We start from the raw sequence: 17,054 nt of genomic DNA on the forward strand, positions 1-17,054 counted from the left end.
TACCATCTGACTGCTCCCGGTCACTCAGGGGAGTTCGACGTGTCCTGGAGGACTGTTGACCACCTCACGTGACACCGCGCACCGGATGGACCCGGCCGGCGGCTGCCCGCACGCGGACAATGCCCGGCTGCTCGCCGAGGGCGCGGTCGCGCCGGTCGTGCTCCCCGGCGAGGTGGCGGGCATGGCGGTGCTCGGCCATGACGCGCTCAAGGAGTTCCTCGCCCATCCCGACGTGGCGAAGGGGGCGGCGCATTTCACCGCGCTGCGCGAGGGGGAGATACCCGACGGCTGGCCACTGAAGACCTTCGCGACGGTGCAGGGCATGACCACCGCCGACGACGCGGACCACCGGCGGCTGCGCTCTCTGGTGAGCAAGGCGTTCACGGCCCGCCGGGTGGAGGAGCTGCGGCCGCGGATCGAGACGGTGACGGCGCAGTTCCTTGACGACCTGGACGAGGCGGCCGCCGCGGGCGAGGGCGTCGCCGATCTGCGCAGACACTTCGCGCTGCCGCTGCCGATGGGCGTGATCTGCGAACTCCTCGGCGTGGACGCCGAGCACCACGACCGGCTGCACCATCTGTCGAACCAGGTGGTGAGCACCTCCATCGGCCCGGAGGAGGCGATGGCCGCGAACCGCGAGATGGTGGCGGTGCTCGGGGCGGTCGCCGTGTCCCGTACGGAGAAACCGGGCGACGATCTGACCAGCGCGCTGATCGCGGCCCGCGAGGAGGACGGCGACAGGCTCAGCCGGCACGAACTGATCGGCACACTGCTGCTGATGATCATCGCCGGGCACGAGACAACACTGAACCTGATCACCAACGCGGTGCGTGCGCTGTGCGCCCACCGGGACCAGCTGGAGCTTGTGCGGTCCGGAGAGGCGGCCTGGTCGGACGTGGTCGAGGAGACGCTGCGCTGGGACAGCCCGGTCAGCTACTTCCCGTTCCGCTATCCGACCCGGGATCTGACGGTCGACGGAACGGTGATCCCCAAGGGCACGCCGGTGCTTGCCGGTTACTCGGCGGCCGGCCGCGACAAGTCGGCGCACGGCCCGGACGCGGACCGCTTCGACATCACCAGGACCGGCGGCGCCCGGCATCTGTCACTGGGCCACGGCCCGCACTACTGCCTGGGTTCGCCGCTGGCGCGGATGGAGGCGACGATCGCGCTGGAGCGGCTGTTCACCCGCTTCCCGGAGCTGGATCTGGCCGTCCCGGAGGCGGAGTTGCCGCGGCACACGAGCTTCGTGGGCAACAGCGTGCACACGTTGCCGGTACGGCCCCGGGCCTGAGGCGCAAACTGCGGGCGGACGTCGGCGCAAGCTGTGGGCGGACGTCAGCCCTCGCCCAGAGCGGCGTCCACAGCGGCCTCGGCATGCAGCCGGGTCGTCGGGAACACGGGCACCGGACTGTCCTTCTCCCCGATGAGCAACTCGATCTCGGTGCACCCGAGTACGACACCTTCCGCCCCGGCGGCGACAAGCCGGCCGATGACCTCCTGGTAGGCGGCTCGGGACTCCTCCCGTACGACTCCGAGGCACAGCTCCTCGTAGATCACCCGGTGCACCAGGGCACGCCCTTGCGTGTCGGGCGTGAGTACCTCGAGCCCGTGTCCGGCCAGCCGGTCCCGGTAGAAGTCCTGCTCCATGGTGAAAGCCGTGCCGAGCAGCCCGACCCGGCCGATCCCCTGCGCGCGTACGGCACCGGCGGTGGCGTCCGCGAGATGCAGCAGCGGCACGGAGACAGCGGCCTCCACCTGCCCCGCGACCTTGTGCATGGTGTTCGTACAGATCAGCAGCAGATCCGCGCCCGCGGCCTGGAGCCCCCGTGCGGCCTCGGCGAGGATCTCACCGGCGCGCTCCCACTCCCCCGCGACCTGGAGCTCCTCGATCTCGGCGAAGTCGACGGAGTGGAGAACGCACTTGGCGGAGTGCAGCCCGCCGAGCCGTTCCCGTACGAGCTCGTTGAGAAGCCGGTAGTACTCAGCGCTGGATTCCCAGCTCATGCCGCCGATCAGCCCGATGGTCTTCATCGGCTCACTGTGCCATGCCCGCCGTGCCGACTCGGCCGTCAGTGAGAAAATGGGACAAAGACCCTTTCTCGGGGATGCTCCCGTGGGAGGCAACAATGATGGCGTCGCAAGGCACAGAACCTGCCCTGCCCGCTCAGCACAGAGACCTCTGGCCCGGGATAGCCGGGCTGGTGGCCGGTGGGCTGCTGATCGCCGGGCAAGCTCTGTGGATGGGCACTCCCGGCACCAAGGGGAGCGGCGCGCTCAGGCACGTCTTCTTCTACTACCTCAAGGGCAGCAATCGGGACCTGTCGGAGGCCACGGCCCTGATACTGCTGGTGTCGGGCCTGCTCTTCCTGTTCTTCCTGGTCGCCCTCGCCCGGCTGGCCGGCAACCGCTCCCACCTGGTGCTGGTGGGCGGCACGGTCTTCGCGGCCCTGCTCATGGTCGCGGCGGTCGCCGGGAACGTCTTCGCCATCACGGCGAACCACTCCGAGGCGTTCCCAGTGCTCCCGGGGACCGCGCTGTTCGCCATCCTGCTGCTGAACATGGCGTACGGAGCGATGATCGCGTCGATGGCGGGCGCGGCGGTGATGCTCTTCGCGCTCTGGCGGGCGGGGCAGGAGACCCACTCGATCCCGGCCTGGCTCGGCTGGGCGGGCTTCGTGGTGGCGGTGGTGTCGCTGGCGGGGCCGCTGACCGCGTGGCTGACGCCGCTGCTGCTGGGCGTGTGGGCGCTGGGGGCGGGCGTTGTGCTGATCATGAACGCGCGTATCGCACGGGCCGAGAAGGAGCCGGCGGGCAGCACGCCCGCGGAGGAGGGCACCGGTCCGACGGACAAGCCGACGGACCGGCCGACGGACAGGGAGAGTTAGCCTTCGGCGCGATACGGAGCCTTCCGTGCCAGTACACGGTAGGCGTTGCCCCGGTTCGCCGACCGCGCTGCCGGCAGGATGAGGACATCGAGGAATCCCGCCAGAGCGAGAGACGGGGCCTTCGCCACGAGGGCCGCCTTCCGTGACATCCGGTATCCGGTGCCGCGGCTCGGCAGCCAGGGGGCGTCGGGATCGGGCATCAGAGCGTTCCAGAATTGCACCGTGGCCATCAGGAGGTCGGCCCCCGTCTGGTGTGCCATTCCGCGCTCTTCGGCCACCGGGTCCAGGCCGCGGTTCCTCAGCGCCTCTTTGAGATTGCCGATCGGGAACATGTGCAGATGCTGGGGCTGGCACCACGGGTTCCAGCGCCGGCCGAGGACACGGCTCAGCGGCCACTCGGGGTCGGGAACCTCGATCAGCAGATGCCCCCCGGGCGGGAGCACCCGGGCTGCCGCGTCCAGCTCCGCGAAGGGATCAAGGGTGTGCTCCAGGTAGTGGTGCATGCTCACCACGTCGTAGCGCCCCGTCAGGTCGTCGGCCAGCTCGGGGAACGGCCCGCGATGGGACCGGTCGATCCAGCCCCGGCGTACTCCCTTGTCGACCCCGTCCCCGAAGTCCAGGCCGTCGAATACGGCGTTGGGCCAATGAGCGCGGGCCGCCCGGCAGAAGTGTCCGTGCCCGGCTCCCACGTCCAGCCAGGCCTTGGGCGAGGCGTGACGGTCGAGAAACGCGATCCGCCCCCGGTAGGTGGCCGCCTGGAGCTTGAACATCCTCTCCCGGAGGGCCTCTTGGTAACCGTCGTAGCAGTCACGGTAATAGAATTCCAGCCCCTCCGGGGTAAGACGCGGGTTCTGGAACACATGGCCGCAGCCACCACATTCCTCAAGTGTGAATCGCCCCGGCTTGTGCTGGACCACATCCGGGCTCCGCAGCAGCACCTTCAGTGCGGCCGAATTGCACCAGGGGCATTCGGTGTTCCGCGGCTCGAGGAAGCGATCCACCCCGATACTCATTTCGGATTGGTAGCGCATCCGGGATGCGGCCATGTCGCCGGTGCCCCCGACGTAGGCGGTCGGGGTTTCTTGGGCAGCCATAGGAGCTCCTTCGGGCCTTCGGGATGGCACCGTTTCGCTATGTCACCTGACTATGGATTTTCAGGGTGGCCACTGATCAGGTGAGGCGATGGCACGTAACAGACGAGGCCCTCGGGCTGTTGAGCGAGATATTCGATGTCTCAACTCTTCAGCCAGGGAGCCTCATCGATGACGCATCCTGCCGCGCTGAACCTGCCGCACGCCCTCATGGTGTGGGTGACATGCTGATCGTCACCCGGGTGGGCGACGTTTACCGTCATGGCCGGCTTTGAATGCGGCAACCGAAAGCGTCTGTTCAGACTGTGCGGGCACGGCGAAAGGACCGATGGCGAATGCCACCGCCACGCAGGGAGCACATACCGCGGTGCGTACCGTCGGGTGTGTTCCACTGTGGGCATGCCGGAGATCGGGATTTCGGTCGTCGTGCCGTGCTGCGAAGAGAATGAAGTGATCGAAACCTTTCGTGCTGCCTTGACCGCTGAGCTCGAGCCGATCGGTGAGCCCTATGAGATCTGCTACGTCGACGACGGCAGCGGCGCCGGTACGGCAGAACGGCTGCGGGAATGGGCGGCCACCGCGCCGCAGGTGCGCTGCACCTCCTTCAGCCGGAACTTCGGCAACGAGTCGGCCCCCCTGCGGCCCGCCCGCGTCCTCCCCGTCGCCGGCACAGCGGCACCCAAGCCATGAACCCGCCCGCCCTTCACCAGTTCGCCGTCTTCGCCGCGATCGGCCTCGCCAACACCGCGGTCTACTACGCCGTGTACGTCGTGCTGAACCTCTGGATGCCCTACCTGGCCGCCCACGCACTGGCATACGCGGTGAGCCTCGCCGGGTCGTTCCTGCTCAACTCGTACATCACACTGCGAACCCGCCCTACCTGGCGGGCCTTCTTCCGCTTTCCACTGTCCGGACTGGCCAACCTCGCGGGCAGCGGCATCCTGCTTCATCTGGCCGTGAGCCGGCTGCGCATGGACGAACAGTTCTCGGCGCTCGTCGCCGGCGTGCTGGTGATGCCCGTCTCGTTCCTGATCACCCGCTGGGCCATCACCTCCGGCGCGAAGCCGGAGGTCGCGCGGACCATCCCATAAGGGGCGACGCGGGGGCGACGCGGAGCGCTTCCGCTTCGTTGTCGAGGCGCTGCTCACCGGGTTCGACCGGGCCCGGCCGTAGCCTCGGAGAAAGCAGCACGACGAGAGGACGCGCCCATGCCCCCAGTCATCGCCGTCACCGGAGCCGGCGGACAGATCGGCGGGCGTCTCGCGCGGCGGCTCTCCGATCAGGGAGTGGGCGCGCGGCTGCTGGGGCGTGATCCCGGACGGCTGCCGGAGCTCGCCGGATGCGTCAAGGCGCCGCCCGCGGCCTACGGGGACGGGGAGGCCATGCGCCGGGCGCTCGACGGGGCCGACACGCTCTTCCTGGTGTCGGCACACGAGGCGGCCGACCGGGTGCGGGAGCACATCACCGCCGTGGACGCGGCCGTCGCGGCGGGGATCGGGCGCATCGTGTACGTCTCGTTCCTGGGCGCCGCACCCGATGCGACCTTCACCTTCGCGCGCGACCACTGGCACACCGAGGAACACATCCGGGGCACAGGACTCGCGTACACCTTCCTTCGCGACAACCTCTATCTGGCCGGGCTGCCCGCCATGGCCGGCGCGGACGGGGTCATCCGCGGGCCCGCCGGGGACGGGCGCGTGGGGGCGGTGGCGCACGAGGACATCGCGGATGTCGCCGCTGCCGTGCTGCTCGGGGACGGGCACGACGGGGCGACGTACGACGTCACCGGACCCGAGGCGCTCTCCCTCGACGAGGCCGCCGCGGAGCTGACCCGGTTCACCGGGCGACAGGTCACCTATGTGCCCGAGACCCACGAGGAGGCGTACGCCTCACGGGCCAAGTACGGCGCGCAGCAGTGGGAGGTCGCCGGCTGGGTGTCCTCCTACGAGGCCATCGCCAACGGCGAGATGACCACCGTCTCCGATGTCGTGCCACGGCTGACGGGCCGTCCGGCGCAGACCTTCACCGCGTACCTGGCCGGGCACCCGCGCAGTTACCGGCACCTCTTGCCCTGACGCCAGACCTCCGAGACGAGCGGCACGCCCGGCCGGTAGGCCAGATGGACATGGCTCGGCGCATCGAGCAGGGCGAGATCCGCGCGGGCGCCGGGGGTGATGCGGCCGATGTCGGTACGGCGCAGGGCCGCCGCGCCGCCCGCCGTGGCGGACCAGATCGCCTCGTCCGGGGTCATGCCCATGTCCCGTACGGCGAGCGCGATGCAGAACGGAACGGAGGAGGTGAAGGACGAGCCCGGGTTGCAGTCCGTGGACAGCGCGACGGTCACACCCGCGTCGAGCAGGCGGCGGGCGTCGGGCCACTGCGCGCGGGTGGAGAACTCCGCGCCGGGGAGGAGCGTGGCGACGGTCGCGCCGTTGGCGAGCGCGTCGACGTCCGCGTCGGTGAGGTGCGTGCAGTGGTCGGCGGAGGCGGCGTCGAGCTCGACGGCGAGCTGCACGCCGGGGCCGTAGCTGAGCTGGTTGGCGTGGACGCGCGGGTGCAGGCCCTTCGCCTTGCCGGCGGTGAGGATCGCACGGGCCTGGTCGCCGTCGAAGGCGCCCTTCTCGCAGAAGACGTCCACCCAACGGGCGTACGGAGCACAGGCGTCGAGCATCTCGCCGGTGACGAGGGCGACATACGCGGCGGGGTCGTCGGCGTAGTCGGGCGAGACGATGTGCGCGCCGAGGTAGGTGACCTCGTCGGTGTGGAGCGCGGCGATTCGAAGGGCGCGCGCCTCGTCCTCGACGGTGAGCCCGTAGCCGGACTTGGTCTCGAAGGTGGTGGTGCCCTGGCGGAGGGCCTCGTCGAGGTAGCGCGTGAGGTTGGCTTCGAGCGCCTCGTCGGTGGCCGCGCGGGTCGCGGCGACGGTGGTGCGGATGCCGCCGGCGGAGTAGGCGCGGCCGGACATCCGGGCGTTGAACTCCTGGGTGCGGTCGCCGGCGAAGAGGAGGTGGGAGTGGGAGTCGACGAAGCCGGGGATGACGGCGCGGCCGCCGGCGTCGTACGCCTCGTCGGCGTCGGGCGCGCTTGCGGCGGGGCCGGTCCAGGCGATGCGGTCGCCGTCGATGACGACGGCGGCGTCCTGGAGGAGACCGATGGGGCCTTCGCCGAGGGCGGGGTCGTTGGTGACGAGGCTGCCGATGTTGGTGATGACGGTGGTGGTCATGGGTTCCTCTCGGTGGGGGACACGCAGCGTCAGGAGCGCAGGGCCGCGATCGACTCGGCCAGCGCCCGCGCGACATCCGGGATCAGCGTGTGCACCCCGTCCCGCACCACATGGCGGCCTGCCACCACCGTGTGGCGCACATCCGCCGCCGTCGCCGCGAAGACCGCTGTCTCCGCCGCCAGGCGCGGCACCGGACCCGCCGTGCGGACCGAGTCCAGGGCCACCGTCGCGAAGTCCGCCGACGCGCCCGGCTCGAGGCGGCCCGCGTCGTGCCATCCCAGTGCGGCGTGGCCGTCTTCGGTCGCGGCCCGCAGGAGAGCCGCGGCCGTCCAGTGGCCGCGTGTCCGGGTGCGCAGGCGTTCGTCCAGCTCCATGGCGCGGGCCTCTTCGAGCAGGTCGATGACCGCGTGGCTGTCGCTGCCGAGCGACAGCGGTGAGCCCTCCCGCTGCAGCGTCGCCGCCGGGCCGATGCCGTCCGCCAGGTCGCGTTCCGTCGTCGGGCACATGCAGGTGCCGGTGACGGAGGAGCCCAGCAGCGCGATGTCCTCGTTCGTCAGGTGCGTGTTGTGGACGCCCGTCGTGCGTGGGCCCAGTACGCCGTGGTCGGCGAGCAGGCGCGTGGGCGTACAGCCGTATGCCGCCCGGCACGCGTCGTTCTCCGCCGTCTGCTCGGAGAGGTGAACATGGAGCGGGGCCCGGCGGGCCTCCGCCCACTGAGCCACCGTGCTCAGCTGCGCGGCCGGCACCGCGCGTACGGAGTGGATCGCCGCGCCGATCAGCGCATGGTCACTGCTCTTCAGCGCGGAGGCCCGTTCCGCCCATGCCTCTGCCGTGCCGTCGGAGAAGCGCAACTGGTGCTTGTTCGGCGCCTCGCCACTGTGCTTGTTCCTGATGGCGGACGACAGATATGCCGTGTCCAGCAGCGTGATCCGGATACCCGCGTCCGCCGCCGCCGCGATCAGTGCCTCGCCCATCGCGTTCGGGTCGGAGTACGCGACACCGCCCGGCGCGTGGTGCAGATAGTGGAACTCGCCGACCGCCGTGATCCCGGCCAGCGCCATCTCCGCGTAGACCGCCCGGGCGAGCGAGAAGTACGTCTCGGGCGTCAGCTGCGACGCGACCTGGTACATGACCTCGCGCCAGGTCCAGAAGGTCCCCGAGCCCACCTGTACCGTGCCCCGCAGGGCGCGGTGGAAGGCGTGCGAGTGTGCGTTCGCGAGGCCCGGGATGGTCAGGCCGCGCAGCACCACGGCGCCCGGCGGCGGGGCCTCGGCCCCCTTGCGTACCGCCGTGATCCGGCCGTCCGTCACCTCGAGCGCCACGCCCGGCTCGACGTTCGTGTCCAGCCAGGCGTGTTCCGCCCAGTACGTCACCTGCACGCCAGGCCCTCCAGTACGTCGGCGAGTGCGATCACCCCGGCCACGCAGTCGTCCTCGGCGGCGAACTCCGCCGGGGAGTGCGAGACGCCGGTGGGATTGCGTACGAACAGCATGGCGGTCGGGATCGAACCGGACAAAATACCCGCGTCATGTCCCGCGCCCGTACCGAGCACGGGGACGGAGCCGCCGAGGATCTTGTTCAGCTCGTCGCGCAGCGCGTGCTCGAACTCGATCACCGGGGTGAAGGATTCGCGCACGACACGCAGGTCGACGCCGTCCCGCTCGGCCCGCTCCTGCGCCGCCCGCTCGATCGCGGAGACGACCGTGTCGAGCGTGGTCTGGTCGGCGGCGCGCGAGTCCAGCCAGCCGCGCACCAGCGACGGGATCGCGTTGACGCCGTTCGGCTCGACGGAGATCTTGCCGAACGTGGCGACCGCGCCCGCGAGCTCGGCCTCGCGGCGGGCGGCGAGGACCGTCTCGGCGTACGTCAGCATCGGGTCGCGGCGGTCGACGAGCCGCGTCGTGCCGGCGTGGTTGGCCTCGCCGTGGAAGTCGAACCGCCAGCGGCCGTGCGGCCAGATCGCGGATGCGATGCCGACGCGGTCGCCGGACAGGTCCAGCGCCCGGCCCTGCTCGACATGGAGCTCGACGAACGCGCCGATACGGGCCAGCCGTTCCGGGTCCGGTCCGATGGCGGACGGGTCGTACCCGGCCGCCTCCATGGCCTGCGGGAGCGACACCCCGTCGCCGTCGCGCAGCGCGTACGCCGCTTCGGGCGTCAGCTGTCCGGAGGCGAGACGGGAGCCCACGCAGGCGAGACCGAAGCGGGCGCCCTCCTCGTCACCGAAGTTGGTGATGGCGAGGGGCCGGGTGAACTGTGCTCCCCTGCCGCGAAGTTCGTCGAGCGCGGCGAAGGAGGAGACCACGCCGAGCGGGCCGTCGAAGGCGCCGCCGTCGGGGACCGAGTCCAGGTGGGAGCCGGTGACGACGGCACCCTCGGCGAGCGGATCGCCGAGCCAGGCCCACTGGTTGCCGTTGCGGTCGAGCTCGTACGTCAGGCCGCGGGTTTCGGCCTGTGCCTTGAACCAGGCGCGGCAGTCGGCGTCGGCGCCGGTCCAGGCGTAGCGGCGGTAGCCGCGGCTGCCGGCGTCGCGGCCGATGGGTGCGAGGTCCCGCCACATCTCGTGGAAGGAGGCCCCCGCCGGTCCGGCGGGGGGGCCGCTGGGAGCGTTCACGGTCACGCCGGGTCGCCCTCGCGCATCGGGACGCGCACGCCGCGCTCGTCCGCGACCGACTCGGCGATGTCGTAGCCCGCGTCCACATGGCGGATGACACCCATGCCCGGGTCGTTGGTCAGTACGCGGCGGATCTTCTCGCCCGCGAGCTTGGTGCCGTCCGCCACCGAGACCTGCCCGGCGTGGATGGAGCGGCCCATGCCGACGCCGCCGCCGTGGTGGATCGACACCCAGCTCGCGCCCGAGGCCACGTTGACCATGGCGTTGAGCAGCGGCCAGTCGGCGATCGCGTCCGACCCGTCCAGCATGGCCTCGGTCTCGCGGTACGGGGATGCGACGGAGCCGCAGTCCAGGTGGTCGCGGCCGATCGCCAGCGGGGCGGCCAGCTCGCCGGACGCCACCATGTCGTTGAAGCGCTCGCCCGCCTTGTCGCGCTCGCCGTAGCCGAGCCAGCAGATACGCGCCGGCAGGCCCTGGAAGTGGACGCGCTCGCCGGCCATCTTGATCCAGCGGTGCAGCGACTCGTTCTCCGGGAAGAGCTCGAGCATCGCCTTGTCGGTCTTGTGGATGTCCGAGGCCTCGCCGGACAGGGCCGCCCAGCGGAACGGGCCCTTGCCCTCGCAGAAGAGCGGCCGGATATAGGCGGGGACGAAGCCGGGGAAGGCGAACGACCGCTCATAACCTGCCAGTTGGGCCTCGCCGCGGATGGAGTTGCCGTAGTCGAAGACCTCGGCACCGGCGTCCATGAAGCCGACCATCGCCTCGACATGCTTGGCCATCGACTCACGCGCGCGCTGGGTGAAGTCCGCGGGCTTCTCCGCCGCGTACGACGCCATGTCGTCGAAGTCGACGCCGATCGGCAGGTAGGCGAGCGGGTCGTGGGCCGAGGTCTGGTCGGTCACGATGTCGATGGGCGCGCCCTCGGCGAGCATCCGCGGCAGCAGCTCCGCGGCGTTGCCGAGCAGGCCGATGGAGAGCGGCTTGCGGGCGTCGCGGGCCTCGACGGCGAGCTGGAGCGCGTGCTCCAGCGAGTTCGCGCGCACATCCAGGTAGCGGTGCTCGATACGGCGCTCGATCGCGCGCGGGTCGACGTCGATACAGATCGCAACGCCGTCGTTCATCGTCACGGCGAGCGGCTGCGCGCCGCCCATGCCGCCCAGACCGGCCGTCAGGGTGATCGTCCCGGCGAGCGTGCCGCCGAACTTCTTCGCGGCGACGGCGGCGAACGTCTCGTAGGTGCCCTGCAGGATGCCCTGCGTGCCGATGTAGATCCAGGAGCCGGCCGTCATCTGGCCGTACATGGTCAGGCCGAGGGCCTCCAGGCGCCGGAACTCCTCCCAGTTCGCCCAGTCGCCGACCAGGTTGGAGTTGGCGATGAGCACCCGCGGCGCCCACTCGTGCGTCTGCATCACGCCGACGGGACGGCCGGACTGGACGAGCATCGTCTCGTCCTGCCTCAGGGTCTGCAGCGTGCGCACCATCGCGTCGTAGGAGCGCCAGTCGCGGGCCGCCTTGCCGGTGCCGCCGTAGACGACGAGCTTGTCGGGGTGTTCGGCGACCTCGGGGTCGAGGTTGTTCTGGAGCATGCGGAGGGCGGCTTCCTGCTGCCATCCCAGGGCGCTCAGTTCCGTACCGCGCGGTGCCCGTACGGGGCGGGGTCCTGACATGGCAATGCCTCCTCGCGACTGCGACCATGACTGTTGGGTTATCTATTCACATCTTGTCGGTCTGAATAGTCTTAGTCAACAGCTGCGGCCCGGCCCACCGGGTGATTGGCTGGCGCACATGGCTAAGGACCGTCGGGATCAGGCCGTACGAGCGGCAGTGGAGCAGGGTCTTCTCAGCGAGGCGCAGCCGGTGGCCGCGCTCCTCGACGTGGCCGGTATCCGCGCCTCGGCGGCCGCGCTGCGGGACGCCTTCGCCGCCGTCACCGACGCCCCCGTACTGCACGCCTTCGCCGTGAAAGCCGCGCCGCTGGTCCCGGTACTCGCGCTGCTGCACGCCGAAGGCATCGGCGCGGAGGTCGCCAGCCCGGGTGAGCTGGCGCTGGCCCGCGCCGCCGGTGTGCCCACCGACCACACGGTGCTCGACTCTCCCGCCAAGACGCCCGCCGAACTGCGCGAGGCCCTCACCCTCGGGATCGCCGTCAACGCCGACAATCCGCAGGAGCTCGCGCGTATCGACGCCCTCGTCCACTCCGCCGCCACCCGGTCCCCGCTCGGCCTGCGCGTCAATCCGCAGGTCGGCGGCGGCGCCATCGGAGCCCTGTCGACGGCCACCGCGACCTCCAAATTCGGTGTCGCGCTGCGCGACGAAGGCGCCCGCGACCGGGTCGTACGCGCATATCTCGACCGCCCGTGGCTGACCCGGCTGCATGCCCACTCCGGCTCCCAGGGCATGCCGCTCACTCTCATGGCACAGGGCATCCGGGCCGTGTACGAGCTGGCCGAGGAGATCAACGTCGCGGCGGGCCGGCAGCAGATCGACACGGTCGACATCGGCGGCGGCCTCCCGGTCAACTTCGCCTCCGACGAGGAGTCGCCCACCTTCGCCGAGTACGCCCGACTGCTGAAGGAGCTGGTCCCCGGGCTGCTCGACGGCCGCTACGGCCTCGTCACCGAGTTCGGCCGGTCCCTGCTCGCCAAGAACGGCGCCGTCCTCGCCCGCGTCGAGTACGCCAAGACCTCCGGGTCCCGCCCCATCGCGGTCACCCACGCCGGCGTCCAGATCGCCACCCGTACGGTGTACGACCCCGTCTCGTGGCCGCTGCGCATCGCCGCGTACGACGCCGAGGGCCGTCCCAAGGACGGTGCCGCCGTCGCCCAGGACATCGCGGGACCCGCCTGCTTCGCGGGCGACCTGCTCGCCGAGGCGCGCCCGCTGCCGCTGCTGGAGCAGGGCGATGTGATCGCTGCGCTGGACACCGGCGCGTACTACTTCTCGAACCACTACGGCTACAACAGCCTGCCCCGGCCCGGCGTCCACGGCTTTGCCACCGCTGTGGACGGGTCGGTGCGGTTCACCACCGTCCGGACCCCGCAGAGCCTCGCGGAGATCGTCGCCGAGTCGGGCGGCGCGCACGCGGACGCGCTGACCGCCCACTGAGCCGACCGCCCGCATCCGCGCATGCCGGACGGCCCGGCCTCAAAACATCAGAAACGGGCGATGCCGGCGGACCCTACCGGGCCAGGGGCATGTTCCGATGGAAAATGCCCCAACTCCCCCCAGCGGCAGCAACGTTGCGTAACTTGTTCGTCACTGCCGCACATCAGTGCGCGCGGCGCGCCGTGGCGGAGAGGGGAATCCGCGTGCCCGGAATCGACGAGTGTCTGCTGGAAGCCATGCTGGTGCCGGGCGCGCGCGGAGCATCCATCGTGGACTGGATCAGCGGGCTCGCGCTCGGCGCGGTCGGTGAGTCGCCGGGCAGCGACCACGAGGCCACCGCCGCGGAGACGGCGGAACTGGCCAGGATGGCGACCGAGTACACGACGTTCGCGCCCAAGGAGCCCACGGCGTACGGGAGTGAAGGCCCGGACCGGGAAGGCGAGGCTGAGGACAAGGTCGAGGGGCCGCCCGTCGAGGACCTCATCGTCACCACCCGCACCGGCTATCACGTGGTGCGTTTCGTGGAGACCACCTTCGACAGCAGCGTGTTCCTGCATCTGTGGCTCGACCGGGACCTGGGCAATCTCGCACTGGCCCGGCTGCGCCTCCAGAACCTCGCCGAAAGACTGGTGCTCGGATGAGAGCGGCCGTCTCCCCGATGCTCGTCAGACTCGCGGACGAGCGCGCCACCGGCGTGCTGGTACGCGACCACGGAGCCCTCTATCTGGCCGACGGCCAGGTCGTCCACGCCGAGAGCCCCGATGCACCCGGACTCGACGTCCTGCTGACCGCGCGCGGCCGGCTGGAGCCCGGCAGCTGGGCGGACGCGGTCGCGCGGGCCGGCTCGCGCGGCGAGGTCGCCCGCTTCCTCGTCGACAGCGGCCAAGTGGCGGGCGGCGAGCTGGAGATCTGCCATCTCGGCGCGCTGTTCGACGCCGCCTTCTTCGCCTTGGCGCCCGCCAGTGGTCCGACCCGCTTCCGCTACGGCGTCGTCCACTGGATCGGCCGGGTGCGTCCGGTGCCCACCCAAGTTGTCGAGCGCGAGGCCCAGCGCCGCAGCCGGCTGCTGGATGCCGTGTGGCCCTACCCCGCGGTCGACACCGCGCCGCTGGTGCGCTGCCCGCGCACCGCGGGACGGGCGGTCGGGCCCCGCCGGCAGTCGCTGCTGGACCTCGCCGACGGCGTACGTACGCCGGCTGTGGTCGCCCGGGAACTGGGACGCCCCGCCTTCAACACCCTGATCGAGGTGCGCAGGCTGGCCGCCGAGGGGCTCATCGCGACGCCCGTCGGGTCCTCCGCGCCCAGCGAGCCCGCCGCCGTTCCTGAGACCGCGGCGCCGAGTGAGCCCGCTGCCTTGCCCGAGACCACGGCTCCCCGCGAGCGCGCTGCCTTTCGGGACACCGCCGAGCCCCCGTCCGTCCTGGACTCCGCCCTGCTCCGCCGGCTCCGCGACGCCCTGGAGGCAAACCTGTGACGCACCGCTCCGTACACCAGGTCCATTGCGCACCGTCATGAGACGCGCGCTGAGGCTGCGCGCCGAGAGGAGACAGCTCATGACGGCCGAGGCCGACGTGCTCGCTGAACTGAAGAAGCTGCGCGTGCGCGTGCCGCAGGTGACCGGCGCACTCGCCGCCAGCACCGACGGCCTCGCGCTGGCGGCCGACACCACGGAAGCGGAGAGCGTTGCCGCGCTGACCGCCGCCGCCCTCGGCGTCGCACTGCGGCTGACCGAGGCCACCGGGCAGGGGGGCTTCCGCGAGCTGCTGGTCAAGGGCGAGCGGGGATACGTCGCGACCTACGCGGCGGGTTCCTCGGCCGTCCTCACCCTCCTGGCCGAGCCACGCATCAACGTGGGACGGCTCCACCTCGAGGCCCGCCGCTCCGGCGCCCGCATCGGCGAGCTGGTCGACGGCGCACTCGAACGACCGGAGAACACCTGACCCGTAACGGGATCCCCCGCCTGGGGGCGGGGGCTTTCAGCCCGGCCGGCTGAGAGCCCGCCATTACCAGCACCAGCCAACACCCATGGGAGGTGACCCAAGTTGGCTACGTTCCACGCAGGACAGAAGACCCACCCACCTGTGCTTCCTCAGCAGTTGGCCCTGGAATTCGAGTCAGCAGACAACCCCGGGATCAGGGACGAAACGGGGCTCGGACGCCGCAAGGCACCCGGCGTGGAACATGTGCGAGGGGAGACCACCAGCAGCGTGCCTGCTGCCGGTGGCGTCACCCCGGACCACCAGGTCCGGGAGTCCGGCCGTGAGGCCGACCCCGCCGTGTTCGTCCTGGACAAGCACGGCACCCCGCTCCAGCCCACCACCCCGGCCAGGGCCCGCAGGCTCCTGGCATCCGGCCGGGCAGTCGTGGCCCGGCACACACCGTTCGTGATCCGCCTGAAGGACCGCACCGCCACCCACTCGGAGGTCGACGGTGTCGAGATCGGTATCGACCCCGGCAGCAAGCACACCGGCATCGCCGTCTTCACCACCGTCACCGGGGAGCGCCGGGGCCGGTACAGCATCCAGCTCGACCACCGAGGCGCCACGATCCGCAAAAAGCTGGAGCAGCGCGCCGCCTGCCGGCGGGCCCGCCGCAGCCGGAACCTGCGCTACCGCGCCCCCCGTTTCCTCAACCGCACCCGCCCGAAGAAATGGCTACCGCCGAGCCTGCGCCACCGCGTTAACACCACCACCTCATGGATGGACCGTCTCGCCCGCTGGGCACCCGTCAAGGCCGTGCACGTCGAGCGGGTCGCGTTCGACACCCACGCCATCAGCGCCGGGAAGCCGCTCGAGGGCGCCGAGTACCAGCACGGCACCCTGCACGGCAAGGAGATCCGCGAGTACCTCCTCGCGAAGTTCGGCCGCGCCTGCATCTACTGCGGCGCGACGGGTGTGCCGCTGAACACCGACCACGTCCACCCCCGCAGCCGGGGCGGATCCGACCGGGTCTCGAACCTGGTCCTGGCGTGCATCCCCTGCAACCAGGCCAAGGGCAGTCGGCCCGTCGAGGAGTTCACACCCAAGCGCGCTGCCGAGATTCTGAAACGAGCGAAGGCCCCGCTGAGGGATGCCGCCGCTGTCAACGCCACCCGGTGGGCCTTGTGGCGGGCCCTGGACACGCGGTTCCCCACCCACACCGCCTCCGGCGGCCGCACCAAGTGGAACCGCACCCGCACCGGCCTGCCCAAGACCCACACCCTCGATGCCCTGGCCGTCGGCACCCTCGACACCGTCACCGCCGTGCCCCGCACCGTGCTGGTCGTCGGATCCACCGGGCGCGGCCAGTACGCCCGCACCCGCACCGACAAGCACGGCTTCCCCCGCCTGCGCCTGCCACGGCAGAAGCAATTCTTCGGCTTCGCCACCGGCGACCCTCGTCCGCGCCGTCGTCCCGTCGGGGAAGAACGCGGGCACCCACACCGGCCGGGTCGCGGTCCGCTCCTCCGGGAACTTCGCCGTCCGTACCGCGAGCGGCCTCTACACGGCCCGGCACAAGCGCTTCCGTCTACTCCAGCGGGCCGACGGATACGCCTACGCCCGCCAACCCGAAGAAGCAACGCCTTGACCCAAAGCCGAGGTTCATACGACGGCGGTCCGCCTGACGGCGAATCACCTACCCGCTGTCCTGTTCCGCAAGAGCTTCGTTTCCTCCCCGGCCTGACAGCCGGGGTATCCACGAAGGACACCTGATGACCGGCACACCATCGCGAACACCCAGCAGACGGAAAGGAAGTGCGCATCTCATGGCCACTACCGAAAGCGCCCTCAAGGAAGCCATCACTGTCATCGAGGGCGCCATCGGCGCCGCACTCGTCGACTACAGCAGCGGAATGGCCCTCGGCACTGTCGGCGGCGGAAAGGACCTGGACCTGTCGGTCGCCGCGGCGGGCAACACCGATGTGGTGCGCGCCAAGGTGCGCACCATGGAGCAGCTCGGGCTCAAGGACAGCATCGAGGACATCCTGATCACGCTCGGCTCCCAGTACCACCTGATCCGGCTGATGAAGGGCCGCGGGGCCAACGGTCTGTTCCTCTATCTGGCGCTCGACAAGGACCGGGCGAACCTCGCCATGGCCAGGCACCAGTTGAAGAAGATCGAGGCCGAGCTGGAGGTCTGACCGCCTCCGGTGTCCT

17 protein-coding genes are annotated in these 17,054 nt (G+C 70.8%); 11 read left to right on the forward strand and 6 right to left on the reverse strand.

Features of this window, described 5'->3' with window-relative positions; translation table 11 throughout:
• Window positions 1–85 precede the first annotated feature (85 nt).
• The gene (locus OG735_RS16970; protein WP_327328351.1) at window positions 86–1,291 is read left to right on the forward strand and encodes a cytochrome P450 family protein; all 1,206 of its coding nucleotides are present in this window, start codon (window positions 86–88) and stop codon (window positions 1,289–1,291) included.
• A 44-nt stretch (window positions 1,292–1,335) separates the two neighbouring features.
• Here the strand turns inward: OG735_RS16970 and OG735_RS16975 are convergent, their stop codons facing one another.
• Window positions 1,336–2,031 (reverse strand): aspartate/glutamate racemase family protein, encoded by a 696-nt coding sequence (locus tag OG735_RS16975; RefSeq protein WP_327324013.1) that lies wholly within the window; start codon window positions 2,029–2,031, stop codon window positions 1,336–1,338.
• A gap of 95 nt (window positions 2,032–2,126) precedes the next feature.
• Here OG735_RS16975 and OG735_RS16980 point away from each other — a divergent pair, with 95 nt between their 5' ends.
• Window positions 2,127–2,885: a hypothetical protein gene (locus OG735_RS16980; protein ID WP_327324014.1), complete on the forward strand. Its 759-nt coding sequence runs from the start codon at window positions 2,127–2,129 to the stop codon at window positions 2,883–2,885.
• Here the strand turns inward: OG735_RS16980 and OG735_RS16985 are convergent.
• Window positions 2,882–3,979 carry a class I SAM-dependent methyltransferase gene (locus tag OG735_RS16985; protein WP_327324015.1) on the reverse strand — a complete coding sequence of 366 codons (1,098 nt, stop codon included), beginning with the start codon at window positions 3,977–3,979 and terminating at the stop codon, window positions 2,882–2,884. The two genes, OG735_RS16980 and OG735_RS16985, sit on opposite strands and share 4 nt — an antisense overlap.
• A 396-nt stretch (window positions 3,980–4,375) precedes the next feature.
• Here OG735_RS16985 and OG735_RS16990 point away from each other — a divergent pair, with 396 nt between their 5' ends.
• The 3 genes from OG735_RS16990 to OG735_RS17000 all read left to right on the forward strand — a co-directional run bounded on the left by OG735_RS16990 (window position 4,376) and on the right by OG735_RS17000 (window position 6,051).
• A complete protein-coding gene (locus OG735_RS16990; protein WP_327324016.1) occupies window positions 4,376–4,666 on the forward strand; it encodes a glycosyltransferase in 291 nt (96 codons plus the stop codon).
• Window positions 4,663–5,067: a GtrA family protein gene (locus tag OG735_RS16995; RefSeq protein ID WP_327324017.1), complete on the forward strand. Its 405-nt coding sequence runs from the start codon at window positions 4,663–4,665 to the stop codon at window positions 5,065–5,067. Before OG735_RS16990 ends, OG735_RS16995 begins: the two co-directional genes overlap by 4 nt.
• 117 nt (window positions 5,068–5,184) lie before the next feature.
• Complete coding sequence (locus OG735_RS17000) at window positions 5,185–6,051, forward strand: SDR family oxidoreductase (protein WP_327324018.1); 867 nt, start codon at window positions 5,185–5,187, stop codon at window positions 6,049–6,051.
• Here OG735_RS17000 and hutI read toward each other — a convergent pair.
• Genes hutI through hutU form a run of 4 tightly spaced genes read right to left on the reverse strand, consistent with a single transcriptional unit; the run spans window position 6,030 to window position 11,480 of the window.
• Window positions 6,030–7,199 (reverse strand): imidazolonepropionase, encoded by a 1,170-nt coding sequence (hutI, locus tag OG735_RS17005; protein ID WP_327324019.1) that lies wholly within the window; start codon window positions 7,197–7,199, stop codon window positions 6,030–6,032. The genes OG735_RS17000 and hutI overlap by 22 nt on opposite strands.
• 29 nt (window positions 7,200–7,228) lie before the next feature.
• Complete coding sequence (locus OG735_RS17010) at window positions 7,229–8,578, reverse strand: formimidoylglutamate deiminase (RefSeq protein WP_327324020.1); 1,350 nt, start codon at window positions 8,576–8,578, stop codon at window positions 7,229–7,231.
• Window positions 8,569–9,759 carry an allantoate amidohydrolase gene (locus OG735_RS17015; protein WP_327328352.1) on the reverse strand — a complete coding sequence of 397 codons (1,191 nt, stop codon included), beginning with the start codon at window positions 9,757–9,759 and terminating at the stop codon, window positions 8,569–8,571. Before OG735_RS17015 ends, OG735_RS17010 begins: the two co-directional genes overlap by 10 nt.
• Window positions 9,760–9,815: 56 nt before the next feature.
• Entirely contained in the window at window positions 9,816–11,480 is a 1,665-nt protein-coding gene (gene hutU, locus OG735_RS17020; RefSeq protein ID WP_327324021.1) for a urocanate hydratase, read from the reverse strand.
• 118 nt (window positions 11,481–11,598) lie between these two features.
• Between hutU and OG735_RS17025 the strand changes: the two genes are divergently transcribed.
• The 6 genes from OG735_RS17025 (at window position 11,599) to OG735_RS17050 (ending at window position 17,038) form a co-directional block, all read left to right on the forward strand.
• Window positions 11,599–12,918, forward strand: coding sequence for a diaminopimelate decarboxylase (locus OG735_RS17025; RefSeq protein ID WP_327324022.1), 1,320 nt, complete (start codon window positions 11,599–11,601; stop codon window positions 12,916–12,918).
• A 203-nt stretch (window positions 12,919–13,121) separates the two neighbouring features.
• The gene (locus OG735_RS17030; protein ID WP_327324023.1) at window positions 13,122–13,559 is read left to right on the forward strand and encodes a hypothetical protein; all 438 of its coding nucleotides are present in this window, start codon (window positions 13,122–13,124) and stop codon (window positions 13,557–13,559) included.
• Window positions 13,556–14,392 (forward strand): transcriptional regulator, encoded by an 837-nt coding sequence (locus OG735_RS17035; RefSeq protein WP_327324024.1) that lies wholly within the window; start codon window positions 13,556–13,558, stop codon window positions 14,390–14,392. The genes OG735_RS17030 and OG735_RS17035 overlap by 4 nt, the downstream gene beginning before the upstream one ends.
• A gap of 37 nt (window positions 14,393–14,429) precedes the next feature.
• Entirely contained in the window at window positions 14,430–14,858 is a 429-nt protein-coding gene (locus OG735_RS17040) for a roadblock/LC7 domain-containing protein (RefSeq protein ID WP_327324025.1), read from the forward strand.
• A 234-nt stretch (window positions 14,859–15,092) separates the two neighbouring features.
• A complete protein-coding gene (gene iscB / locus OG735_RS17045; RefSeq protein ID WP_327324026.1) occupies window positions 15,093–16,610 on the forward strand; it encodes an RNA-guided endonuclease IscB in 1,518 nt (505 codons plus the stop codon).
• Between the two features lie 53 nt (window positions 16,611–16,663).
• Window positions 16,664–17,038 carry a hypothetical protein gene (locus OG735_RS17050; protein WP_327324027.1) on the forward strand — a complete coding sequence of 125 codons (375 nt, stop codon included), beginning with the start codon at window positions 16,664–16,666 and terminating at the stop codon, window positions 17,036–17,038.
• Window positions 17,039–17,054: the final 16 nt, after the last annotated feature.

The organism is Streptomyces sp. NBC_01210 (genome assembly GCF_036010325.1).
Taxonomy (GTDB): Bacteria; Actinomycetota; Actinomycetes; order Streptomycetales; family Streptomycetaceae; genus Streptomyces.